The 24,682-nt window shown below is 59.8% G+C and carries 20 protein-coding genes and 1 pseudogene; 11 read left to right on the top strand and 10 right to left on the bottom strand.

From position 1 onward, the window contains the following. Nucleotides 1-14: 14 nt before the first annotated feature. The 3 genes from ligB to AACY49_RS06040 all read right to left on the bottom strand — a co-directional run bounded on the left by ligB (nt 15) and on the right by AACY49_RS06040 (nt 4,105). Nucleotides 15-1,694, bottom strand: a complete 1,680-nt coding sequence (gene ligB, locus AACY49_RS06050; RefSeq protein ID WP_258698691.1) for an NAD-dependent DNA ligase LigB — start codon at nt 1,692-1,694, stop codon at nt 15-17. Between the two features lie 206 nt (nt 1,695-1,900). Next, complete coding sequence (metK, locus tag AACY49_RS06045; RefSeq protein WP_258698692.1) at nt 1,901-3,091, bottom strand: methionine adenosyltransferase; 1,191 nt, start codon at nt 3,089-3,091, stop codon at nt 1,901-1,903. Between the two features lie 18 nt (nt 3,092-3,109). Beyond that, a complete protein-coding gene (locus AACY49_RS06040) occupies nt 3,110-4,105 on the bottom strand; it encodes an ArsR/SmtB family transcription factor (RefSeq protein WP_258698693.1) in 996 nt (331 codons plus the stop codon). Nucleotides 4,106-4,378: 273 nt separating this feature from the next. Here AACY49_RS06040 and tkt point away from each other — a divergent pair, with 273 nt between their 5' ends. The 7 genes from tkt to AACY49_RS06005 all read left to right on the top strand — a co-directional run bounded on the left by tkt (nt 4,379) and on the right by AACY49_RS06005 (nt 11,489). Further along, on the top strand, nt 4,379-6,376 hold the full coding sequence (gene tkt / locus AACY49_RS06035) for a transketolase (RefSeq protein ID WP_258698694.1): 1,998 nt from the start codon (nt 4,379-4,381) through the stop codon (nt 6,374-6,376). Nucleotides 6,377-6,526: 150 nt separating this feature from the next. Further along, complete coding sequence (gene epd, locus AACY49_RS06030) at nt 6,527-7,588, top strand: erythrose-4-phosphate dehydrogenase (RefSeq protein WP_258698695.1); 1,062 nt, start codon at nt 6,527-6,529, stop codon at nt 7,586-7,588. Between the two features lie 17 nt (nt 7,589-7,605). Beyond that, a complete protein-coding gene (locus AACY49_RS06025; RefSeq protein ID WP_105340859.1) occupies nt 7,606-8,769 on the top strand; it encodes a phosphoglycerate kinase in 1,164 nt (387 codons plus the stop codon). Between the two features lie 35 nt (nt 8,770-8,804). Beyond that, entirely contained in the window at nt 8,805-9,026 is a 222-nt protein-coding gene (locus AACY49_RS06020) for a hypothetical protein (RefSeq protein WP_339522352.1), read from the top strand. Between the two features lie 56 nt (nt 9,027-9,082). After that, nucleotides 9,083-9,415, top strand: a complete 333-nt coding sequence (locus AACY49_RS06015; protein ID WP_258698697.1) for an MliC family protein — start codon at nt 9,083-9,085, stop codon at nt 9,413-9,415. Nucleotides 9,416-9,666: 251 nt separating this feature from the next. After that, nucleotides 9,667-10,731: a class II fructose-bisphosphate aldolase gene (gene fba, locus AACY49_RS06010; RefSeq protein ID WP_007975467.1), complete on the top strand. Its 1,065-nt coding sequence runs from the start codon at nt 9,667-9,669 to the stop codon at nt 10,729-10,731. A gap of 284 nt (nt 10,732-11,015) precedes the next feature. After that, nucleotides 11,016-11,489 (top strand): RICIN domain-containing protein, encoded by a 474-nt coding sequence (locus AACY49_RS06005; protein ID WP_339522349.1) that lies wholly within the window; start codon nt 11,016-11,018, stop codon nt 11,487-11,489. Between the two features lie 182 nt (nt 11,490-11,671). On the opposite strand, the pseudogene AACY49_RS31765 reads toward AACY49_RS06005, so the two are convergent. Further along, nucleotides 11,672-11,779 (bottom strand): annotated as a pseudogene (locus AACY49_RS31765) (DUF6124 family protein); the annotation flags it as partial. Nucleotides 11,780-12,342: 563 nt separating this feature from the next. After that, nucleotides 12,343-13,011, bottom strand: coding sequence for a polysaccharide lyase family 7 protein (locus AACY49_RS06000; RefSeq protein WP_258698701.1), 669 nt, complete (start codon nt 13,009-13,011; stop codon nt 12,343-12,345). Between the two features lie 317 nt (nt 13,012-13,328). Between AACY49_RS06000 and AACY49_RS05995 the strand changes: the two genes are divergently transcribed. The 3 genes from AACY49_RS05995 to AACY49_RS05985 all read left to right on the top strand — a co-directional run bounded on the left by AACY49_RS05995 (nt 13,329) and on the right by AACY49_RS05985 (nt 16,372). Beyond that, the gene (locus AACY49_RS05995) at nt 13,329-15,452 is read left to right on the top strand and encodes a putative bifunctional diguanylate cyclase/phosphodiesterase (RefSeq protein ID WP_258698702.1); all 2,124 of its coding nucleotides are present in this window, start codon (nt 13,329-13,331) and stop codon (nt 15,450-15,452) included. A gap of 45 nt (nt 15,453-15,497) precedes the next feature. After that, nucleotides 15,498-15,989, top strand: coding sequence for a M48 metallopeptidase family protein (locus tag AACY49_RS05990; protein ID WP_258698703.1), 492 nt, complete (start codon nt 15,498-15,500; stop codon nt 15,987-15,989). Between the two features lie 86 nt (nt 15,990-16,075). Next, on the top strand, nt 16,076-16,372 hold the full coding sequence (locus AACY49_RS05985; protein ID WP_258698704.1) for a winged helix-turn-helix domain-containing protein: 297 nt from the start codon (nt 16,076-16,078) through the stop codon (nt 16,370-16,372). Between the two features lie 104 nt (nt 16,373-16,476). On the opposite strand, the gene AACY49_RS05980 is transcribed toward AACY49_RS05985, so the two are convergent. Beyond that, complete coding sequence (locus tag AACY49_RS05980) at nt 16,477-16,929, bottom strand: GNAT family N-acetyltransferase (protein ID WP_258698705.1); 453 nt, start codon at nt 16,927-16,929, stop codon at nt 16,477-16,479. 259 nt (nt 16,930-17,188) lie between these two features. Between AACY49_RS05980 and AACY49_RS05975 the strand changes: the two genes are divergently transcribed. Next, a complete protein-coding gene (locus AACY49_RS05975) occupies nt 17,189-17,926 on the top strand; it encodes a substrate-binding periplasmic protein (protein ID WP_258698706.1) in 738 nt (245 codons plus the stop codon). 134 nt (nt 17,927-18,060) lie between these two features. Here the strand turns inward: AACY49_RS05975 and yccS are convergent, their stop codons facing one another. From yccS to mdtD, 4 genes are all read right to left on the bottom strand, one after another. Next, entirely contained in the window at nt 18,061-20,244 is a 2,184-nt protein-coding gene (yccS, locus tag AACY49_RS05970) for a YccS family putative transporter (RefSeq protein ID WP_339522337.1), read from the bottom strand. Nucleotides 20,245-20,467: 223 nt separating this feature from the next. Further along, complete coding sequence (locus tag AACY49_RS05965; RefSeq protein ID WP_320393071.1) at nt 20,468-21,646, bottom strand: NAD(P)/FAD-dependent oxidoreductase; 1,179 nt, start codon at nt 21,644-21,646, stop codon at nt 20,468-20,470. Between the two features lie 131 nt (nt 21,647-21,777). Then, nucleotides 21,778-23,115: an ATP-dependent RNA helicase DbpA gene (gene dbpA / locus AACY49_RS05960; protein ID WP_339522698.1), complete on the bottom strand. Its 1,338-nt coding sequence runs from the start codon at nt 23,113-23,115 to the stop codon at nt 21,778-21,780. Nucleotides 23,116-23,220: 105 nt separating this feature from the next. Further along, nucleotides 23,221-24,648 carry a multidrug transporter subunit MdtD gene (gene mdtD / locus AACY49_RS05955; RefSeq protein ID WP_339522331.1) on the bottom strand — a complete coding sequence of 476 codons (1,428 nt, stop codon included), beginning with the start codon at nt 24,646-24,648 and terminating at the stop codon, nt 23,221-23,223. Nucleotides 24,649-24,682 lie beyond the last annotated feature (34 nt).

The raw sequence follows: 24,682 nt of genomic DNA, 5'->3' as shown, positions 1-24,682 counted from the left end.
GGCATCGCCGGCTGCTAAAAACCGTCAATCCCGGCAACACGTAATGTCTCGCTCAAGGCCAGCACTTGAGGGTCGCGGAAAAAAGCGCTCAATTGCGCGGCGCGTCCCGGGCCGATGCCGGCTTCGGCCTGCCATTGTTCGGTGTTTCGTTGCGCCAGCGCCTGCCATGAATCGGCGAGGCGCGCCTGGCCGGTTGGCGGCAAGCCCAGGGCTTTGAGCCAGCGAGCGAACGGGCGTTGTCGGGCGCTGTTGAAACTGTTCAAGAGGCGAGCACTGCTGCGTTCGCCGAAGCCGTCAATGTTAGCAAGCTCTTGCTCATCGAGGGTCAACCAATCGAGCAGGCTGCCGAGGCGTTCGGCCTTGAGCAGTTTCTCCCAGGTGCCTGGCCCGACATGGGGCAAGGCCAGTCCTTGTTTGCCGCTGAGCCAGCTCAGGCGTGCGAGGAATTGGCTTTCGCATCCGGGTGTCGGCTGCCAGCAGCTTAACGGATGAAAGTCTGCTGCCCGCGGTACATTCAATTCAGGGCGTTCGGTGCTGCGCAATACGACACCGTCGAGCCTGGGGATGGTCAGCCCCGCCAGACTGATGGCGACCTGATCGCCAGGACGAATGTCCAGCGCTTCCCAGCGTTGCAGGGAGCTGACACTGACGCGCTTGATCTGCCGGTCATCGAGCATCACCGGTGCCAGATCCAGCACCGGTGTGATCCGGCCAGTGCGTCCGATCTTGAAGTGGACCTTGCGCACCTCGGCCAGCGCCTGGGCAAAGGGGTATTTCCAGGCGACGCTCCAGTAAGGCGTTTTTGCCTGCCAGCGCTCGGCCGGTGGACGCTGGTCCTGACGCAAAACGATGCCATCGCTGGCGAAGGGCAGGGGCGAGCGATACCAGTGATCGCGCCAGCGTTCGGCATCGGCAAATGTCTCGATCGGCTGACTGTAGGGCGTCGTGCTCGGGAACCCCAGCTCATCCAGAGCCGCCACGCGGGCCGGCAGGCTTCTCGGGCCTTGCGGCCAATCCCAGACAAACAGCCCGATACCGGCGGCTTGCTCAGGGCTCAGCGCCTTGCGCGCCATCAATCCGGCCACCGTGGTGCGGGCATTGACGCTGCCGGCCTGGGCTTGCACCTGTTCGGTCAGGCGCCAATAGAGTTCGCCTTGCAGCAACAGGTCCAGCGGTTGCGGAAGTTTTTGAGGGATGGCGGCGATCTGACGCGCCGAGGCGGTCCAGTCCTGGCCGTTTACCCCGTCACCCCGACTGATCGCCTGATGTAGTCGGCCGTTGCGATAGATCAGCGTCACCGCCACGCCGTCGACCTTGGGCTGAATCCACACATCCTCGCGATCTTTTAGCCAGGCTTCGACGGCGCGCCCATCGCGCAGTTTTTCCAGGCCGGTATGGGCGATGGGATGAGCAAGCGTGCCGCCGGCCGTACGCAACGGTTCGGGGGAGGGGCCGGAATCAAAACACTCGCGCCATTCGCTCAGTCGCGCACGGGACTGATCGTAGAGTTCATCGGCGACCAAGGAGCGGCCTTCGCGATGATAGCTGTCGTCCCAGAGGTCTATTCGCTTTTGCAGTGCGGTGATTTCGTCCAGAGCGCGGGCCGGCGGCCAGTCAGGGCATTCGGTGGCATTGGCGGTCAGGCAGGTGAGGGTCAGCAGGAAACCGAAAAACAGGCGCAGGTTGGGCAGCATCGGGAGCGTCCTTGCTCGTTGGGATGCTTTCAAGGCTAGATCAGTGTTGGTGGGTGCAACGGATGGTCTTTTTGCTGAGTGTTTCTGGCGTGATGCAGAGGTGACTGGGCTTGCTCGCGAAGGCGGCGACACGGTCTTGAGCAGCAGGGCAATAAAAAGCCCCGCACGGCGAACCGTGCGGGGCTTTGGGTACCGCCAGGAAAGTCTTACAGGCCGGCAGCCGAACGGAGGTCGTCGGCGCGGTCGGTTTTTTCCCAGGTGAACGTGGTGAACGTATCGTTGCCCACGGTCTTGGATTCCGGGGTGCGACCGAAGTGGCCGTACGCAGCGGTTTCCTGGTACATCGGGTGCAGCAGGTCGAGCATGGTGGTGATCGCGTATGGACGCAGGTCGAACACTTCGCGAACCAGTTTGACGATCTTGTCGTCGCTGATTTTGCCGGTGCCGAAGGTGTTCAACGAAATCGAAGTCGGTTGAGCGACGCCGATTGCGTAGGAAACCTGAATCTCGCAACGCTCGGCCAGGCCAGCAGCCACGATGTTCTTGGCCACATAACGACCAGCGTAGGCTGCCGAACGGTCAACCTTCGATGGATCTTTACCGGAGAACGCGCCACCGCCGTGACGGGCCATGCCGCCGTAGCTGTCGACGATGATCTTGCGACCGGTCAGGCCGCAGTCGCCCACCGGGCCACCGATGATGAACTGGCCAGTCGGGTTGATGTGGAACTGGGTGTCCTTGGACAGCAACTCGGCAGGCAGTACGTGCTTGACGATCAGTTCCATCACGCCTTCGCGCAGGTCTTTGTACGACACTTCCGGGTTGTGCTGGGTCGACAGTACAACGGCGTCGATACCGACAACCTTGCCGTTTTCGTAGCGGCAGGTTACTTGCGACTTGGCGTCTGGGCGCAGCCAAGGCAGCAGGCCGGATTTACGGGCTTCGGCCTGACGCTGAACCAATTGGTGCGAGAAGGTGATCGGTGCTGGCATCAGCACGTCGGTTTCGTTGCTGGCATAGCCGAACATCAGGCCCTGGTCGCCGGCGCCCTGGTCTTCAGGCTTGGCACGATCAACGCCTTGGTTGATGTCGGGGGACTGCTTGCCGATGATGTTCATCACACCGCAGGTCGCACCGTCGAAGCCGACATTGGAGCTGTTGTAGCCGATGTCGAGAATCACGTTACGGACGATGTCTTCCAGATCGACCCAGGCCGACGTGGTGACTTCACCAGCGATGATTGCCACGCCGGTTTTTACCAGAGTCTCGCACGCCACGCGGGCGAACTTGTCTTCAGCAATGATGGCGTCCAGCACCGCATCGGAAATCTGGTCGGCGATTTTGTCCGGATGCCCTTCAGACACGGACTCGGAGGTGAAGAGGGAGTATTCGCTCATCTCGATTGTTTCCTGAATTTACCGATGGTGAGTGTCGCCAGCCGGTCGCTGAAAGTGGCGGACCTGAATCTGGAAACCATTACGTAAACCTACATAGAGGCTTTCCCCGGGAACGAGTCCCGCAGCGGTGGCCCAACGGGCCAGATCGTCCTGTTCAAACCCCAACCAGAGATCACCGCAGGCCTCCCTGGCCCAACTCTGGTTGTGGCTACATAACTCTGTCACTAACAGGCTACCGCCTGGTTGCAGCAAGTCGGCCATGTGCTTGAGCGCTTCGGCCGGCGCGGCAAAATGGTGCAGCACCATGTTCAGTACAACGCAATCGGCCTGAAGGCTCACACCGTTCAATGCATCGGCCAATTGCAGGCTGACGTTAGCCAGCGTTTCACGTTCGCAGACCTGGCGGGCCAGTTCGAGCATCGCCGGGCTATTGTCCAGTGCTGTGACTTGGGTAAACCGACGCGCCAACTCTGGCAGAAAAGCGCCATCGCCGGGGCCCACTTCGATGGCCGTGGCGCCGGGTCCGAAACTCAACTTGTCGAGCAGTGCCACCACGCTTTCGCGGTATTGCGGCAGGCCGGCGATCAAGTCTTGCTGGGCGCGAAATTTCTCCGCGACCCGTGAGAAAAAGTCCTGGCTGGCCGCAGCCCGTTGCCCGTGGACCTGACCGATCCGCGACTGAACGTCAGTCGGCAGGGTCAGGTTGTCCACTTCTTCCAGCAGTGCGGCATGTAGCTTGCCGCCCGGCAAGTCGGTGTGGGGCAGGGCGCGACGGTAGAAAATCGCATTGCCTTCACGGCGGGTCGCCACCAGATCGGCCTGGGCCAATACCTTGAGGTGATGACTCATGCCGGACTGGCCGATGCCGAAGATCTGCGCCAGTTCCAGTACGCCGAACGAGTCGTTGGCCAGCGCGCGCAATACATTCAGCCGCAGAGGATCGCCGCCGGCCTTGCACAGGGCCGCCAGCTCATCGCAATCGTCATGTTGAATGGAAGGCACGCGTAAATTCATAAGGCCAGCAGTCTAGTGACGCTCAGAAATCATCGCAAGAGCAATATCAAAAAGTTTTGATATTGCTCGATAGATGGCACTTCTTAACGTTAGGTTCAGTCAACAAACGAGCAGCGGAAAGGTTTCATCAGCCGAATACGTCGTTATGCATGGGAAAAACGCCTTCAGATGACTATCTGTCATTGCCCCGAGGCGGGTGGGTGAGGGAAAATGCTCGCCTTTTTTCCGTTTCGTTTTATTCACTCTCAATTCAGAACCCGCAGGAGATCAGCGATGCCCAGCCGTCGTGAGCGTGCCAACGCCATTCGTGCCCTCAGCATGGATGCCGTGCAGAAAGCCAACAGCGGCCATCCCGGTGCCCCTATGGGTATGGCGGATATCGCCGAAGTACTTTGGCGTGACTACCTCAAGCACAACCCGAGCAATCCATCGTTCGCCGACCGTGACCGCTTCGTGCTGTCCAACGGTCACGGCTCGATGTTGATCTACTCGCTGCTGCACCTGACCGGCTACGACCTATCGATCGATGACCTGAAAAACTTCCGCCAGCTGCACAGCCGCACCCCGGGTCACCCGGAATACGGCTACACCCCTGGCGTTGAAACCACCACTGGTCCATTGGGCCAGGGCCTGGCCAATGCCGTGGGTTTCGCCCTGGCGGAAAAAGTCCTGGCGGCGCAGTTCAACCGTCCTGGCCATAACGTCGTCGATCACCACACCTACGTGTTCCTCGGTGATGGCTGCATGATGGAAGGCATTTCCCATGAAGTCAGCTCCCTGGCCGGTACCTTGGGCCTGGGCAAACTGATCGCCTTCTATGATGACAACGGTATCTCCATCGACGGCGAAGTCGAAGGCTGGTTCACCGACGACACGCCGAAGCGTTTCGAGTCCTACAACTGGCAAGTGATCCGCAACGTCGACGGTCACGACCCGGAAGAAATCAAGATCGCCATCGAAACCGCGCGTAAAAGCGCACAACCGACGCTGATCTGCTGCAAAACCACCATCGGCTTCGGTTCGCCGAACAAGCAAGGCAAGGAAGATTGCCACGGCGCCCCGCTGGGTGACGCGGAAATCGCTCTGACCCGTGAAGCCCTGAAGTGGAACCACGGCCCGTTCGAAATCCCGGCCAACATTTATGCCGAGTGGGATGCCAAGGAAGCCGGTCGCGCGGCCGAAGCCGAGTGGGATCAGCGTTTCGCTGCTTACTCCGCCGACTTCCCTGAGCTGGCCAACGAACTGGTTCGTCGTCTGAGCGGCGACCTGCCGACCGATTTCGCCGAGAAGGCCCAAGCCTACATCGCTGAAGTCGCGGCCAAAGGCGAATCCATCGCCAGCCGTAAAGCCAGCCAGAACGCCCTGAACGCGTTCGGCCCGTTGCTGCCGGAACTGCTCGGCGGTTCGGCTGACCTGGCCGGTTCCAACCTGACCCTGTGGAAAGGCTGCAAAGGCGTCACCGCTGAAGACGCCAGTGGCAACTACATGTACTACGGCGTTCGCGAGTTCGGCATGAGCGCGATCATGAACGGCGTGGCCCTGCACGGCGGCCTGGTGCCTTACGGCGCGACCTTCCTGATGTTCATGGAATACGCCCGCAACGCGGTACGCATGTCGGCACTGATGAAGAAACGCATCGTCTATGTGTTCACCCACGACTCCATCGGTCTGGGCGAAGACGGCCCGACGCACCAGCCGATCGAGCAACTGGCCAGCCTGCGCTGCACGCCGAACCTCGACACCTGGCGCCCGGCCGATGCCGTTGAATCGGCGGTGGCCTGGAAGTTCGCCCTGGAGCGTGACGACGGTCCTTCGGCGCTGATCTTCTCTCGTCAGAACCTGCAGCACCAAACCCGCAATGCGATCCAGATCGAAGAGATCGCCCGTGGCGGTTACGTGTTGAAGGACTGCGCAGGCGAGCCTGAGCTGATCCTGATCGCCACCGGTTCGGAAGTCGGCCTGGCGGTTCAAGCCTTCGACAAACTGACCGAGCAAGGCCGCAAGGTCCGTGTGGTGTCGATGCCGTGCACCAGCGTCTTCGAAGCCCAGGATGCCGGTTACAAACAATCGGTTCTGCCGTTGCAGGTCAGCGCGCGTATCGCCATCGAAGCCGCCCACGCGGACTACTGGTACAAGTACGTGGGCCTGGAAGGCCGCGTGATCGGCATGACCACCTACGGCGAGTCGGCGCCTGCGCCTGCCTTGTTCGAAGAGTTCGGTTTCACCCTGGAAAACATCCTGGGTCAGGCTGAAGAGCTGCTGGAAGACTGATCCAGAAGTTGCGTTATCCGGACTGCCGCCTTCGCGAGCAAGCCCGCTCCCACATGAGATCGCATTCTCCTGTGGGAGCGGGCTTGCTCGCGAAGACGGTGGTCCAGCCAGCGCTGCAATGACAGATTCACCACGGTAATCGAGAACCCCATGCCTCAACCGCGTCCTTACAAAGTTGCACTCAACGGCTACGGCCGGATTGGTCGTTGCGTCTTGCGTGCGTTGTTTGAGCGAGGCTCGACGGCTGGGTTTGAAATTGTCGCGATCAACGATCTGGCGGACATGGCCAGCATCGAATACCTGACACGCTTCGACTCCACTCACGGGCGGTTTCCCGGTGAAGTGAAGGTCGAGGGCGATTGTCTGCATATTAATGGCGACTGCGTAAAGGTCCTGCGCAGTGCCACCCCTGAAGGCATCGATTGGGCGTCGTTGGGCGTCGATCTGGTGCTGGAGTGCTCCGGCGCTTATCACACCCGTCAGGATGGCCAGCGTTTCCTCGACGCCGGTGCGCCACGGGTGCTGTTTTCCCAGCCGATGGCCAGCGAGGCGGATGTCGACGCCACCATCGTCTACGGCGTGAACCAGGATTGCCTGACCGGCGACGAGCTGCTGGTGTCCAACGCGTCCTGCACCACCAACTGCGGCGTGCCGCTGTTGCGCCTGCTGGATCAGGCCATTGGTCTGGAATACGTGTCGATCACCACCATCCACTCGGCGATGAACGATCAGCCGGTGATCGACGCTTATCACCACGAAGACCTGCGCCGCACCCGCTCGGCGTTTCAATCGGTGATTCCGGTGTCCACTGGTCTGGCGCGAGGCATTGAACGCTTGCTGCCGGAACTTGCCGGGCGAATTCAGGCCAAAGCCGTGCGGGTGCCGACGGTTAACGTGTCTTGCCTCGACATTACGATGCAGACCGTAAGCGATACCGACGCCACCGAGGTCAACCGGATTCTGCGCGAGGCCGCTACCCATGGCCCGCTCAAAGGCCTTCTGGCCTACACCGAGTTGCCTCACGCCAGTTGTGATTTCAACCATGACCCACATTCGGCGATCGTCGATGCCAGTCAGACCCGCGTTTCCGGCCCACGGCTGGTGAACATCCTGGCCTGGTTCGACAACGAATGGGGGTTTGCCAACCGAATGCTGGATGTTGCAGAACACTATCTGCAAACAGCTACTCCAACAGCTTCTCCAAAACAGTAACCCAGGAATTGCGACCCATGACCGTGTTGAAGATGACCGACCTCGATCTGCAAGGTAAGCGCGTACTGATCCGCGAAGACCTCAATGTCCCAGTCAAGGACGGTGTTGTCACCAGCGATGCGCGAATCCTGGCTTCGCTGCCGACCATCAAGCTGGCCCTGGAAAAAGGCGCGGCCGTGATGGTCTGCTCGCACCTTGGCCGTCCGACCGAAGGCGAGTTCTCGGCCGAGAACAGCCTCAAGCCGGTGGCTGACTACTTGAGCAAGGCGCTGGGCCGCGAAGTGCCGCTGGTGTCCGATTACCTGGGCGGCGTCGACGTGAAAGCCGGCGACATCGTGCTGTTCGAAAACGTGCGCTTCAACAAGGGCGAGAAAAAGAACGCTGACGAACTGGCCAAGCAATACGCGGCCCTGTGCGACGTGTTTGTGATGGACGCCTTCGGCACCGCTCACCGTGCCGAGGGTTCGACCCACGGCGTGGCCAAGTTCGCCAAAGTCGCCGCCGCTGGCCCGTTGCTGGCCGCTGAACTGGACGCACTGGGCAAGGCCCTGGGCTCCCCGGCTCAGCCAATGGCCGCTATCGTGGCCGGTTCCAAAGTGTCGACCAAACTCGACGTGCTCAACAGCCTGAGCCAGATCTGCAACCAGCTGATCGTCGGTGGCGGCATCGCCAACACCTTCCTGGCCGCGGCCGGTCACCCGGTCGGCAAGTCCCTGTACGAGCCAGACCTGCTGGACACTGCACGCGAAATCGCCGCCAAAGTCAGCGTGCCACTGCCGGTGGACGTAGTGGTCGCCAAGGAATTCGCTGAAAGCGCCACCGCCACCGTCAAGCTGATCGCCGACGTGGCGGCAGACGACATGATTCTGGACATCGGCCCGCAGACCGCGGCGAATTTCGCCGAGCTGTTGAAGTCGTCCAAGACCATTCTGTGGAACGGCCCGGTGGGCGTGTTCGAATTCGACCAGTTCGGTAATGGCACCAAAGTGTTGGCCCAGGCCATCGCTGAAAGCTCGGCGTTCTCCATCGCTGGCGGTGGCGACACCCTGGCGGCCATTGATAAATATGGCGTTGCCGATCAAATCTCCTACATTTCTACCGGCGGCGGCGCGTTCCTCGAATTCGTCGAAGGCAAAGTGCTGCCGGCCGTTGAAGTCCTGGAAAGCCGGGCCAAGGCCTGAGGGCCGTGCATTTGACCAGGCAAAGGAGTATTCACATGGTCAGGACCCTGGTGCTGTTGATCGCCGCGGGTATGCTGGCGGCTTGCGGGAGTAACCCGAAAGCCACGCCGGAACCCGCGCCGCAAACACAGGAAAAAGGCTGCTACCAGGCCGACTGGCAAGCGGAAACCAACCCGGTGATCAACAAGCGTTCCGGGCCGGATGGCCTGGACAAATACGAGGCACAGACCCCGGCCAAGGACCATGGCTGCCCTTGACGGGTTTGACTCTTTACTCAAGGCGGGCGGCGTGCGCCGTCAGTCGAGGAACACGGATGAAAGGCTTTATCGCCGTTGCGGCACTGGCATTGCTGGCAGGTTGCTCCAGTTTGAATCTGTTCAACGCTGCCAAGCCTGCGGACAGCTGGACCACCTGGACCTGCGACAGTCAGGCCAAGGTGCTCTGGCGCTACACTGATGTCAGCCGCAAGGAAGTCGACGTTCGCCTGGGCGGTGCTGATCAGGTTTACCGCCTGAAGCTTGAACCGGGCGCCGAAGGTTCGCTGTACAGCAACGACATGCTGGCGTTTCACGTAAAAGGTGAGGAAGGCCTGGTGTACTGGGTCGCCACCAATGATTTGATTGGCCGCGGTTGTAAAGCGCAGTAACTGACACACCACGGACCTGATGTGGGAGCGAGCCTGCTCGCGATAGCGGTCTGACAGTCGCTGCACTGTTGACTGCAAGACCGCTATCGCGAGCAGGCTCGCTCCCACAGTGGGTCTGTGTAGTTCTTGAGATTTTAGTTACACCGAATCCGCAGCCCGGGCCAACCCCCGATCTGCAATAACTTGAATAGCCGCCGCCGCTACGGCAGGCTGGCACGATTAACGACCCTCAACCGGGAGAGACACACACAATGGCACTTATCAGCATGCGCCAGATGCTGGACCACGCAGCCGAGTTCGGCTACGGAGTTCCAGCCTTCAACGTCAACAACCTTGAGCAGATGCGCGCCATCATGGAAGCCGCTGACAAGACTGACTCCCCGGTGATCGTCCAGGCTTCGGCCGGTGCTCGCAAATACGCAGGCGCCCCGTTCCTGCGTCACCTGATCCTGGCGGCCATCGAAGAATTCCCGCACATCCCGGTGTGCATGCACCAGGACCACGGCACCAGCCCTGACGTCTGCCAGCGCTCCATCCAGCTGGGCTTCAGCTCGGTGATGATGGACGGCTCCCTCGGCGAAGACGGCAAGACCCCGACCGACTACGACTACAACGTCCGCGTTACCCAACAAACCGTAGCCATGGCTCACGCCTGCGGCGTTTCGGTAGAAGGCGAGCTGGGCTGCCTGGGTTCGCTGGAAACCGGTATGGCCGGTGAAGAAGACGGCATCGGCGCCGAAGGCGTTCTGGATCACAGCCAAATGCTGACCGACCCGGAAGAAGCCGCTGACTTCGTCAAACGCACCCAAGTCGATGCCCTGGCCATCGCGATCGGCACCAGCCACGGCGCCTACAAGTTCACCAAGCCACCTACCGGCGACGTACTGGCCATCGACCGCATCAAAGAAATCCACAAACGCATCCCGAACACCCACCTGGTGATGCACGGTTCGTCTTCGGTTCCGCAAGAGTGGCTGGCGATCATCAACCAGTACGGCGGCGACATCAAAGAAACCTACGGCGTACCGGTTGAAGAAATCGTCGAAGGCATCAAGCACGGCGTGCGCAAGGTCAACATCGACACCGACCTGCGCCTGGCCTCCACCGGCGCGATGCGTCGCCTGATGGCTACCAACCCTAGCGAATTCGATCCGCGTAAGTTCTTTGGTGCTACCGTGACCGCGATGCGTGATGTATGTATCGCTCGTTATGAAGCGTTCGGTACTGCCGGTAATGCTTCGAAGATCAAGCCGATCTCGTTGGAAGGGATGTATCAGCGTTACCTGAAAGGTGAGTTGAACGCTAAGGTTAACTAAGCCTGAGCGAGAAACCGCCGCTGATTAAAAACCCGCCGTGAGGCGGGTTTTTTGTGGGCGGAGATTTACGCGGCGCAGCTTATGCTCAGTGAATCAAATGGTGATCGCGCTGGAGCGCCGTCCTTATGAGTGGGGTAAGAGAATGGGCCGTTGGCGAATACCGATGAGCTGTTCTATGGTTCATGAATCGCCGCTCCGAAAAGTGTACTAAGTTGACCCTGCCGACAGGCCACGGGCAGGGCCTTATGTTCGCAACGTGGTCACTTACAAGGAAGGTAAATTGAATGTCTTTCGATCCTAGACAACCCCACGCTAGAGTAATGATACAGAACATAAAAAGTGGACGTTATTTGAGTATTGAGGGTGATGCCTCAAACTGGCCCAACGATAATGCAAGTCTGACCATTCGCGACAGACTCGACAAGCCAACGCTCGAAAACCCACAAGTCTGGCAGATCATCCAGTTTAGAAGCACCTCTTGGGTCCTGTTCAATCAGTACAGCATGAGAGTCGCTTGCATTCGCGGCCAAAGTACCGGTAACGGGGCCACGGTCATTCAGTATCATACTCAAGGGTTGGCGTTTCAGGAGTGGGACTTCAAACCGCTCCCTAATGGCAATTGGTTGATTCGCAACATTAATTCAGGAATGTACATCGGTCCGCAGGATCGAAGTACGGCCAACGATCGCTACTGTATTCAGTGGGATGATCAAACCGAAGAAGATAGCTATCAGCAGTGGCAATTTAATCCGGTATGATCGTAGTGATTTAGTTATCAAAAGGAAGAAAAGGGGCGGACTTATTTAATCGTCCCTTGTTCAGTGAGTTGAACGCTAAGGTGAATTGAGCCTGAGCGTTAAGCTGCGTTGATAAAAACCCGCTGAGAGGCGGGTTTTGTATTGGAAGCAAGTTTGCTCGCCTTGCTCCAACCGGGCCGCGATTACTCCTTCGGTTCGACGTGGTCCAGCGCCTGGTTCACCGCCAGTTCGCCGAGCATGACCACTTGGGCGATGCCCAGCAGGGTCTTGCGATGTGAGGTCTCCGCAAGTCAGTGAGAACCCCGGTAAGTTTAGATTTACCGGGGTTCCCGTGTCGGGCTGACCATCTTATTAGGGTGGCGGCTGTGCGCAAGTTAGTCGACCGGGCGAATCCATCAAAATCCCGGCGCACCCGAGGGCGCTATGCGCACAGCCACCATCAAGTACAGGCAAATGCCTGACTAAATGACGCTTGTACGTTGGTGGACACGCCGGGCTACTAAACCCGATCACTACGAATCAGTGACGCGAATCAAGTTACGTCTGGCCTCCCAGGCGCACAAGCCGGCGGGTTCTGGCGTACCTGTAGGCGACGACGCAAGCCGTTGTAGGCTTCATGAATTACGCTGAGTGTCTTTAAACGTGGGCGTTTAAATGGGGCCTGAGCCGATCAGTGAAGAGCTGGAGTTGGACATAAAGAACCTGTGGCGAGGGAGCTTGCTCCCGCTGGGGCGCGAAGCGGCCCTCAAAAAGAGGGGCTGCTGCGCAGCCCAGCGGGAGCAAGCTCCCTCGCCACAATGGGTCGATTCCTACGAGGCTGCCGAAGGCTGCGATCTTTTAGGGGTGAAGGCGATTACGTATCGTGATCGATATCCAGTTTGCTGAACGTCACTTCCCCGCCCTCGCTGGTGTACCCGGTGTTGTCCTGCACATAGACCCCGGCCTTGAAGTACAACGGCTTATCACGCCACATCGCGCTGATGTCGGTGTCCCACTGGTAGCCCGCCGCACTGATGCCTAATGCACCGCCCGGGCTGAGGTGGATGAGGTAGGAGAATTCCTGATTGAGTTTCACGCCGGTGGCGATGGTGATGACCCGGGGGGTGTCGTCGTCGGGGTGCATGCGCACTTTGGCGACGATGTTGCCGGTCGTGCTGTAGTCTTTATATTGATACTCGACCTTCACCATGGGCTTCTGGCTGTTGTAGGCGTGGATCTGGCCAATAACGATCTTGCCCGAGCTGGGTACCTTGCTGACCGAAAGGGTCGCACGCAGGGAATTGTCCGCGTCGGGGTAGTACCAGTTTTTCAGCGTGCCATTGCTGTAGGTTTCGCGCAGTTCGGTGCGAGGGTAAATCGCGTTTTCAGTGCGGGAGCCGGTCACCGGAGACCAGAAAAACAACGTGCCGGTATCGGAGTGGAAGTATTGATCCTTGAAGCCGTCCACCAGCTTGGCTGTTTCGACGGTATACGGCGGGCTGCCGACAGGAACACTGAGGTTCCAGGTTGCGAGATCGATCATATTCAAACTTCCACATTTTTTGCTGCACGCACGTGCCAGGCGCTCTAGCACGTGCCTTCGGGGGGTCTTTATAAGCGTAGAAGACAGCTTTGTTAACGCCCGTCCGGCAGATGGTTGGCGTCAACATCCTGTCGAAATGCCATCTTTCCCGGTTTCCGGGGGCTGTAGGACTGACCGTTAGTCGGCTTCTGAAACTTTGCTTGAGTGATGGCACACCGGCAGCTTCTGCTTTCGCGGATCCGGGGCTAGAGTGAAGTCGCAACATATGTCCGGTTTTCACAAGAGGCCGGCCTGAGTTCCCGAACAAGAGATGCAGCATGGAATGCGCACAACTTACGCCAGATGAAGGCAGCTCAATCCTTTTAATTGTTGATGATTACCCTGAAAACCTGATCAGCATGCGCGCCTTGTTACAGCGCCAGGACTGGCAGGTCATCACCGCGGCTTCCGGCTTTGAGGCCCTTGGCCTGTTACTCGAACACGATGTCGACCTGGTGCTGCTGGATGTGCAGATGCCGGGCATGGACGGTTTCGAAGTGGCGCGTCTGATGCGTGGCAGCCAGCGAACCCGCCTCACGCCGATCATTTTCCTCACCGCCAACGAACAGTCCCAGGATGCTGTGATCAAGGGCTATGCCAGTGGCGCGGTGGATTACCTGTTCAAACCGTTCGACCCGCAAATTCTCAAACCCAAAGTCCAGGCCTTGCTGGAGCACCAGCGTAATCGCCGTGCCTTGCAGCGGTTGAGTCATGACCTGGAAGTCGCCCGAGCCTTCAATGCCTCGGTGCTGGATAATGCCGCCGAAGGCATTCTAGTGGTGGGCGAGGACGGGCTGATTCGCTTTGCCAACCCGGCGATGTCTCGCCTGCTCAATGCCACGGTGCACGACCTGCAAGGCAAAGAGTTTCTGGATTTCCTGCAAAAACCGCACATCCCGATCTGGGTCGACTCCGAATTGTTTGCCGGCTACAAGCGCGGTGAAACCCTGCGCCTGCACGATGCGTTGCTGCGCACGGCGCCCGGCCAGCAAGTGCCGGTAGCGTTGTCCTGTGCGCCGTTACCCATCGAACAACACGCCATGGTGGTGACGGTGCTGGACATGTCGGTGGTGCGCCATCTGCATCAGCAGCTGGAGTTCCAGGCGGTGACCGACCCGCTGACCGGGCTGCTCAATCGCCGGGGTTTCTATCAGACCGTTGAAAACCTGCTGCTGCGTGGCGAACGCTCCGACAGCACGTGGGTGCTGTTGTACCTGGACCTCGACGGCTTCAAGCGGGTTAACGATTCCCTCGGTCACGATGCCGGCGACCGGGTGCTGCGTTGGGTGTCCGAGCAGTTGAAGGCGTGTCTGCGGCCTTTCGACATTCTGGCGCGGATGGGCGGCGATGAGTTCACCGCGCTGCTGGATCTTGAACTCCCCGAGCAAGCAGCAAAGATTGCCGAGAAACTCATCGAGCGGGTGTCGATCTGTCAGCAAATCGAAGGCATGGACATCGTCTTGGGCGCCAGCATCGGCATTGCCACTTACCCCGATTGCGGGGCTAATCTGGACGGATTAATGCGCGCGTCCGACATTGCCATGTACGAAGCCAAGCGTGCTGGGCGTCAGCAATATCGTTTCTACGATCACGAAATGAACGGCCGGGCGCGCTCGCGGCTGATGCTCGAAGAAAGCGTGCGCACGGCCATCGAGAACCGCGATTTCAACCTGGTGTATCAGCCTCAGGTGGCCATTGCCGATGGCCGGATTCGCGGGTTCGAGGCGTTGCTGCGCTGGCAGCATCCGAGTGTCGGCGATGTACCGCCGGGGCTGTTTTTGCCGTTGCTGGAAGAGGCGCGGTTGATCAGTCGCCTGGGCAGCTGGATTTATCATCGCGGGGCCAAACAGCGAAAAGCCTGGGAAACGTTATTTGCCGAAGATCTGGTGTTGGGTGTCAGTTTGAGCAGCACGCAGTTCGGTTTGCCCAACCTGGTCACCGAGTTGCGTCAGGTATTGGAGCGTCATGGTTTGAAGCCGCGTCAGCTGGAGGTGGAGGTCACGGAAGAGGCCTTGATGCATAACCCCGATGAAACCCGCAAACAACTGCGCTTGTTGCGCAATCTGGGGGTGCGGGTGGCGCTGGATGACTTCGGCTCCGGGGCTTGTTCGCTGGCGCACTTGCGAGATCTGGAACTGGACACGCTCAAACTCGACCGGCATTTGATTGCCCGGTTGCCGGGGTCCGCACGGGATGCGGCGCTGGCGCGCAGTGTCATCGATTTGTGCAAACAGTTCGGTCTGCTGGTGATTGCCGAAGGGGTTGAAACCGTGGCGCAATATGAGTGGCTGCAGGCCAACGGTTGCCAGTATGTACAGGGTTTTCTGGTAGCGCGGCCGTTGATGGCCGAGGACACCCGTCACTTTGTCGAACCGTTCGACTGGAGCGCGCTGACGAGTTGAATTCGCTACACTGGCGACCTTTTCGTGACGCGTGTTGCCGCCCCAATGACTGTGTTGAAATACCTCCAGGCCTACCCCGCTGCGTTGCAGGACCAGGTGCGCCAGTTGATCGCCGAAAGTCGGCTGGGCGATTACCTGAGCCAGCGCTATCCGGAAAAGCACGGGGTGCAGAGCGACAAGGCGCTGTACGCCTATGCCCTGGACCTCAAGCAGGAATACCTGCGTAACGCCCCGGCCATCGATAAGGTGTTATTCGACAACCGCCTGGACCTGACCCACCGCGCGCTCGGCCTGCACACCGCGATCTCCCGGGTGCAGGGTGGCAAGCTCAAGGCCAAGAAAGAAATTCGCATCGCCTCGCTGTTCAAGGATGCGGCGCCGCAGTTTCTGAAAATGATCGTGGTGCATGAGCTGGCGCACTTCAAAGAGTCGGATCACAACAAGGCGTTCTACAAACTGTGCGAACACATGTTGCCGGGGTATCACCAGGTGGAGTTCGATTTGCGGGTGTACCTGACGTGGCGGGATATGCACTGAAAGATCAAGATCAAAAGATCGCAGCCTTCGGCAGCTCCTACGCGCTTGTGGGCGCTGCCGAAGGCTCTTCTATAAGGAGCGCATGGATGGACGTGAGCAAGACCAAGAGCAGCTTCTACCGCCGGTTGTACGTGGCGTACCTGATCGACAGCGGACTGGCCAGCAGCGTCCCGGCATTGACCGAAGTGACCGGCATGCCCCGGCGCACGGCCCAGGACACCATCGCGGCGTTGGCGGATCTGGATATCATGTGTGAATTCGAGCAGGAAGAGGGCGCGCGCAACCATGCGGGACGCTATCGGATTCGCGAGTGGGGGGCGATTGATCGGGGGTGGATCGAGCGTAATCTGCGGCAGATCAAAGCGGTGCTGGAATACCCCTGAGCGCTTGTGGTGATTCGGCTGACGCTTTCGCGGGCAAGCCCGCTCCCACACTGGAACTGCGTTCACAGGACTAATGTGTGTGGGGCTTGCCCGCGAAGGGGCCCTTACGGGCGGCGCATCCCGATATGCGGAATGTCATCTTCCAGGTATTCCTCTCCCACCACCACAAACCCGTACCGCCCGTAGTACCCCTGCAAATGCGCCTGAGCCGAGAGATAGATCGGCATTTCAGGCCAGTGCTTCTCGGCCTGTTTCAACGCTTGGCTCATCATTTCATGCCCAAGCCCGGTGCCGCGAGCAGCGGGGGCAATGATCACCCGGCCGATCACCACGTCGCCGCCCTGTAACTCCGGGTCGAGCAAGCGCAGGTAAGCCATCAGACGATCCCCGTCCCAGCCCATCAAATGGCAGGTGTCACCTTCCAGGTCCTGACCATCGATGTCCTGATAAATGCATTTCTGCTCGACGACGAACACCTCGGCGCGCAGCTGCAAAATGGCGTACAGCTGTTCTTTGCCCAGATTGCTGTGGTGTTTGCAGACCCAATCGATTGTCATCTTCACATTCCTTGAACAACGTTGTTCCGATACTAAGCGCCCTGACGCGGGATGTCTTGATGGCAGAGAAATCTGTGATAAAGGCCAAAATGCCATCATTCATTTCTCGCGAGGTTGTCTTCTTTGTGTAATCTGCGATGAAGCGCTGTGCAATGGCCTCAATGAGCTAATGTTAGGACCTGGGTTATGCCGGTAGAGGGGCCCTGGAGTTTTGGCTGAAAAAGACGTCGGGCAGCCCGCCCGCTAAGGATTTTCTGGCATGCCGCGATTACATCGAGCGTTTGCTTGGATTGGATTGCTGTTGCTGACACAGAGCGCGGCAGCGGAAAAGCTGCGTCTGGTAGCTGATGCCTGGCCACCTTTTACCGACGCCATGCTGGTCAATGGCGGATTGGCCACGGACATCGTCAGTACCGCGCTGGCCCGGGCCGGTTATGCCAGTGATTTCGAACAGGTGCCGTGGGCGCGAGCCTTGTTTGGGGTCGGCGAGGGGCGTTACGACGTGCTGGTCAACGCCTGGTACGCCGACGAGCGCACGAAGCTGGGGCAGTTTTCTGGTGAGTACCTGCTCAACCGCGTGCGCTTTCTCAAGCGTAAAGACGCGCCGATCGAATTCAACAATCTGCAACAACTGCACACCTACCCGATAGCGGTGGTACGCGGTTATGCCTATTCGCACGAGTTTGACGATGATGTGTCGCTGCAGAAAGTCCCGGTGCATAACTTCGCCATGGCCGTGCGCATGGTCGCGGCCGACCGGGTCAAGCTGACCCTGGAAGATGAGTTCGTCGCCAAGTATTACCTCGCTCGGGAATCGTCCAAAGTGCGCAATGCCGTGGAGTTTTTACCCAAGCCGTTGAGCGAGAACAGCCTGCACATTCTGGTGAGCCTGAAGAATCCGCAGCATGAACAGATCGTCGCCGGTTTCGACCGCGAGATTGCGGCGATGAAGGCCGATGGGAGTTATGACAAGTTGCTCAGGCAGCATGGGATGTGAGGTGGGTTGATCCGGGTTTTGTGGTGAGGCGGATGGCCTTTTCGCGAGCAAGCCCGCTCTCACCCTCAGTCTAATTCCTGCGCAAGACACAAGCGGGCCTGCTCGCGAAGAGGCCGGCCCAGTCACTACAAATCTCAGGTTTCGTTGGTGTCTTTAATGAGATGCGCCGCCAACGTCCGCAACGGCCCCAGTTGCCGGCAGATCAACGCCAGTTGCGTCTGCACCAACCGCTGGCCTTCATCGATTTCATCCGGCATTTGCTCCAGCCCGTTGGCTAGCGCCTCTTCCTCATCGCTCTGAATCTCAATCGGTTGTTTACTCGCCAGGCCCTGGGCGATTTCGTCGATGCTGGCGGCCAGGCTCACGCCGGCACCGTCGATCAAATGCGCACGCACGTCCGACGGTAATTGGGTTTCGCGGTGCGCCCCCAACCCCGACAAATAGCTGAGCAAGGTGTGCGACAGCACCAGGAAACGGAAACCGACATCCGCTTCCTTACGGAAATGCCCCGGCTCCATCAGCATGTTGGCCAGCGTCGTCGACAATGCGGCGTCGGCGTTGTGCGCGTTACGTCGGGCGAGGCGATAAGCCAGGTCGTCGCTTTTACCGACGGCGTATTGCTGCATGATCTGGCGCAGGTAAATGCTGTTGCAGGTCAGGGTATTAGCCAGCACTTTGTTCAGGCGTCGACCCTGCCAGTCCGGCAGAAACAGGAACACCGCCAGCCCGGCGATCAGGCTGCCGAGCAAGGTATCGAACAGTCGCGGCAGGAGCAGCCCGTAACCGTCCCCCACCTGGTTGAAGCAGAACAGCACCATGATCGTGATTGCGGCAGTCGCCAAGGTGTAGCGGGTGGTGCGGTTGGTAAAGAACACCACCCCGGCAACGATGGCGAAGCTCGACTGGATCAACGGGTTCGGGAATAGATCGAACAGCGCCCAGGCCACGGTCAGGCCGATGGCGGTGCCGATAATCCGCTGGCCAAGTTTACGGCGGGTGGCGCCGTAGTTCGGCTGACAGACAAACAGCGTGGTGAGGATGATCCAGTAACCTTGCGAGGGGTGGATCAAATGCACCATCGCGTAGCCGATGCTCAACGCCAGGGGCAGGCGCAGGGCGTGGCGGAACAGCAAGGATGTCGGCGTCAGCTGTGTGCGCAAGCGTATCCAGACATCCTTGAGGCTGCGGGGTGAGCGGTCGAGCAGACTGCTGTCGGTGGCGTCTGCGAGCGCATCGGGGTTGCTGGCGTCGCTGAGCAAACGGTCAAGGGTGCCGAGGTTGGCGGCCAGTGCCCGCAGCGAACGCAACAGACCGCGCCAGGCCGGATTGCTCTGGATGCGCAGGTGTTCGAGGGAGGCGTGCAGGTCGCTCAGGGCCTCGGCGAAGCTTGCGTCATAAGTGAACGGCTGACGCATCTGGATCGACTCGGCCAGTGCGCGGCAAGCCTTGCCTTGCTGGCGCAGCAGGCGCTGACAGCGGAACAGCACGTCGCTGTGGAAGAACGCTTCGGCCAGAGCGTTGTAGGGGTAGTGCGAAGAACTGGCGCGCTCGTGAATGTCCTGGGCGAGGAAGTACAGCTTCAGGTAACGGCTGAGCTTCGAGCCTGGTCGGCCATCGCCGACCCGGTGCAGAATGATTTCCTTGGCAGCGTTCAATGCAGCAACCACACGACCGTTCTGCTGGGCCAGTTCCAGTCGTCGCGCCTCTACATCCATCTGCCGGATCGGCTCGAACAGCGACGACTTCAGTTTCAGGTAATAACCCAATTCACGGAACAGTCGCGCCAGGCTCTGCTGCACCGGCTGGTTGGAAAACATCGCCTGCCACAGCACCGAGAGCAAGCCATACCACGCCGCACCGGCCACCAGAAGCACCGGCTCGTGCCAGAAATCGGTGACTGCGCCGCCGCGCTGGTCCACGCCGATCATGGTGTAGACCGACAGAATCAGTGTCGCCGAAGCAATCGCGCCATAACGTTCGCCCAACGCGCCAAGCATGGTCAGACAGAAGCTGGCCAGTGCGAAGGCGATGATAAAGAGGATGGGGTAGGGGAAGAGCAGCTCGACGGACAGGGCGGCGACCATAAAACACACCAGCGTCACGGCCAGCGCATTGAGGCGACCCTGCCAGCTGTCGTCGGTTTCGGCCAGGGCGCTGGCGATGATTCCCAGGAACAACGGGATCAGCAGCCCCATTTGATCCTGATACCAACACAGCGCCATGCTGCCGGTCAGGGCGATGAATACCCGCACGCTATAACTGAATTTATCCAGCGCCCAGAGGCGACGCAGAGACTGACGAAATGTGGTCGATGGCATGAAGTGCGAAGGCCTTCCGAGGCAATGACGCTAAATTGAGCCACTAATGACGCCGACGCAATGGCGCCGATCACATCTGACAGCAAAATCTGTTCCTTCAGAGATCAACGCATAACAAATGTGGGAGCGAGCCTGCTCGCGATGAGGCCGGCACATTCAACATTGATGTCGACTGTCAGACCGCTATCGCGAGCAGGCTCGCTCCCACAGGTTATTGGTTGAGTCAGACGTACTGCGCGGCTGCGTAACCGGAGGCCCAGGCCCACTGGAAGTTGAAGCCGCCGAGATGCCCGGTGACGTCGAGCACTTCGCCGATGAAATACAAACCGGGGCTCTTCAGCGATTCCATGGTCTTGGACGACACTTCACGCGTGTCGACGCCGCCCAGGGTTACTTCGGCAGTGCGGTAGCCTTCAGTGCCGGCCGGTACGACTTTCCAGCTCGCCAGTTTTTCGGCGATATCCGCCAGTTCGGCGTGGGTGTACTGCTTCATCGGTTTGGAGACAAACCAGTTGTCCGCGAGCAGGTTGGCCATCTTCTTGGTGAAGATTTCACCGAGCAGGGTTTTCAACTCGCTGTTCGGGCGTTCGGCCTGCTGTTGTTGCAGCCAGGTCGGCACGTCGTGGTCCGGCATCAGGTTGATCTCTACCGTGTCGCCGGATTCCCAGAACGAAGAAATCTGCAAAATCGCCGGACCGCTGAGGCCACGGTGAGTGAACAGGATGTTCTCGCGAAAGCTCTGGTCGTTGCAGCTCACCAGGCAGTCCACTGAGGTGCCGGACAGCTCGGTGCAAAGCGCCTTGAGCTGATCGGTGATGGTGAACGGCACCAAGCCTGCGCGGGTCGGCAGCAAATCGTGGCCAAACTGCTTGGCGACTTGATAACCGAAGCCGGTGGCGCCGAGGGTCGGAATCGACAGGCCGCCGGTGGCGATCACCAGGGATTCGCAGGTGATCTGGCCCAGCGTGGTGTCCAGCAGGTAGCCGCTTTCGAGTTTTTCGATGGTCTGGATCGAGGTGTCCAGGTGCAAGCTCACGCCGACCTGGTCGCATTCGTTGAGCAGCATCTCAAGGATGTCGCTGGATTTGTTGTCGCAGAACAGCTGACCGAGTTTTTTCTCGTGGTACGGCACACCATGCTTGGCGACCATGCCGATGAAGTCCCATTGGGTGTAGCGCGCCAGGGCGGATTTGCAGAAATGTGCGTTCTGCGAGAGGAAATTGCCCGGTTCGGTGTACATGTTGGTGAAATTGCAGCGGCCACCGCCCGACATCAGGATTTTCTTGCCGGCCTTGTTCGCGTGGTCAAGCAACATCACCTTGCGCCCGCGCCCGGCGGCGGTCAGCGCACACATCAACCCTGCGGCGCCAGCGCCAATGATCACGACTTCGGTAGAACGCAAAACGGTGTCCTCACACAATGATCGTTCCCACGCTCTGCGTGGGAATGCCGCCATGGACGCTCTGCGTCCGCCGTTATGTGACGCGGAGCGTCACGGGATGCATTCCCACGCAGAGCGTGGGAACGATCAGGTTAGAGGATGCGCACGCGCAACGAGCGGCCTTTGATCTTGCCGTCGTTCAGGCGTTGCAAGGCTTGCTTGGCGATTCCACGTTCCACAGCCACATACGCCTGGAAGTCGAAAATCGCGATCTTGCCGACCTGAGCGCCCGGAATACCGGCGTCGCCGGTCAGTGCGCCGAGAATGTCACCCGGACGCACCTTGTCTTTACGGCCCGCACCAATGCACAGCGTGCTCATTACCGGTAGCAGCGGTGCGCCGCCCTGGGATTTCAGGTTGTCCAGCTGATCCCAGCTCAGCGGCGACTTCTGCAGTTGCTCGATAGCCTGGGCGCGATGGGCTTCGGACGGAGCGACCAGGCTGATCGCGATACCTTTCTCACCGGCACGACCGGTACGGCCAACGCGGTGAATGTGGATTTCCGAGTCACGGGCCAGTTCGACGTTGATCACCATGTCCAGCGCATCGATATCCAGACCGCGCGCGGCGACGTCGGTGGCAACCAGTACCGACGTGCTGCGGTTGGCGAACATCGCCAAGACCTGGTCGCGGTCACGCTGTTCCAGATCGCCGTGCAGGCCGACTGCGGAAATGCCTTTGGCGGTCAGGTGATCGACGGTTTCCTGAACCTGCTGCTTGGTGAAGCAGAACGCGACGCAGGAAGCCGGACGATGATGCGCGAGGACTTTAACCACGGCGTTCATGCGCTCTTCCGGGGAAATCTCGTAGAAGCGTTGTTCGATCTGGGTGTCGTCGTGGAATGCCTCGGCCTTCACTTGCTGCGGGTTACGCATGAATTTCGAGGCCAACTGCTTGATGCCTACCGGGTAAGTGGCAGAGAACAGCAGGGTCTGGCGACGTTCCGGGCACTGGGCGATGATTTCTTCGATGGAATCGTAGAAACCCATGTCGAGCATGCGGTCGGCTTCGTCGAGGATCAGGGTGTTCAGGCCGTGGAGTACCAGCGAACCCTTGCGCAGGTGCTGCTGAATGCGCCCCGGGGTGCCGACGATGATGTGCGCGCCGTGTTCCAGCGAACCGATCTGCGGACCGAACGACACGCCGCCGCACAGGGTCAGGACCTTGATGTTGTCTTCGGAACGGGCCAGACGGCGGATTTCCTTGGCAACCTGGTCGGCCAGCTCACGGGTCGGGCAGATGACCAGCGCCTGGCAACCGAAAAAGCGCGGATTGATCGGGTTCAACAGGCCGATACCGAAGGCCGCGGTCTTGCCGCTGCCGGTCTTGGCCTGGGCGATCAGGTCCATCCCCTTGAGGATCACCGGCAAGCTTTGCGCCTGGATCGGCGTCATCTGGGCATAACCGAGGGAGTCGAGGTTAGCCAGCATGGCGGCGGACAGCGGCAAAGTATTAAAAGCGGTGGCGATGGTGGTCACGGGACTGGCCTGCAAAACAAAATGTCGCGCAGTGTATCAGTCCCATGGCCATTCGCCCTAAGGCTCTATGTGCTGTTCCGGACGTTTGACGCGCCGTCCGTCTTCTCTCGACAGCTGCGAGAAGATGGTTGCAGCCAGCATCGCCATGACTCCGACCGTCACGAACGTCAGCTGGAACGCGCCCAGAACCGTGTCCACGCCGTCATTGCCGATCTCCGCCGTGAAGCCGCCGAGCAGGGCACCCGCGCAGGCCACGCCGAGGCTCAGGGACAGTTGCGCGACCACCGACAGCAAACTGTTGCCGCTGCTGGCGCTGGCGTCGTCGAGGTCGATCAGGGTGACGGTGTTCATCGCGGTGAACTGCAAGGAATTGATCGCCCCCAGAACCGCCAACTGAGCCAGCAGCAGCCAATACGGCGTCTGCTCGCTGACCAGGCCCATGCTTGCCAGCATGATTCCCAACGCCAGTGTGTTGCCGGTCAGCACGATGCGGTAGCCGAAACGCTCGATCAACGGCCGCGCCACCGACTTGGCGACCATCGCGGCCGCCGCCAGGGGCAGCATGCTCATCCCGGCCTGTGACGGCGAATAACCCAGCGCCACTTGCAGCAGCAACGGCACCAGAAACGGCAATGCGCCGCTGCCCAGCCGGGCGAACAGGTTGCCGAGGATGCCCACGGCGAAGGTCCGGGTCTTGAACAGCGATGGCGCAAACAGCGGATTGTCGATGTGCCCGGCCCGCAGCCAATACGCCGCCAGACACGCCATGCCGCCAAACAGCAGCAACATCACCCGCAAGTGCGGCAGGTGCAGTTCGCCGAGGCCTTCCATGGCGATGGTGATCAGCACCATCGCCGCGCCGAACAGCAAAAAGCCCATGCTATCGAAGCGGGTGCGCTCGCTGCCGCGCAGGTCGGGAATGAATTTCCATACCGCGTAGCAACCGAGGACGCCCACCGGCAGGTTGATCAGGAAGATCCAGTGCCAGGTCAGGTATTGCACCATCCAGCCGCCCATGGTCGGGCCGATCAGCGGGCCGAGCAGGCCAGGGATGGTAATGAACCCCATGATTCGCACCAGCTCCGAGCGCGGATACGCACGCAGCACCACCAATCGTCCGACCGGCAGCATCAAGGCGCCGCCCAGGCCCTGGATCACCCGGGCGCCGATGAGCATGCTCAGAGTGCTCGACAAGGCGCAGAGCAATGAGCCGATGCTGAACAACAGGATGGCGCCGAAGAAGATTTTTTTGGTGCCGAAACGGTCGGCGATCCAGCCGGAGGCGGGGATCAGTAACGCGACGGTGAGCATGTAGGCGATGATCACCCCCTGCATGCGCAACGGGTCTTCGGCCAGGTCACGGGCCATGGCGGGGAGGGCGGTGTTGAGGATCGTCCCGTCGAGGGACTGCATGAAGAAGGCAATGGCAACGACCCACGGCAACCAGCGGGCCGTGACAGCGTCGAGAGGTGGGCGGTTGGGCATGGGACCTCTTGTGGGTTAATGCAGATTCATGGCT

Source organism: Pseudomonas sp. EL_65y_Pfl2_R96 (genome assembly GCF_963970905.1).
In the GTDB taxonomy this organism is placed as follows: Bacteria; Pseudomonadota; Gammaproteobacteria; order Pseudomonadales; family Pseudomonadaceae; genus Aquipseudomonas.
Note: the sequence above shows the minus strand (reverse complement) of the source record. Positions and strands in the feature narration are given on the sequence as shown.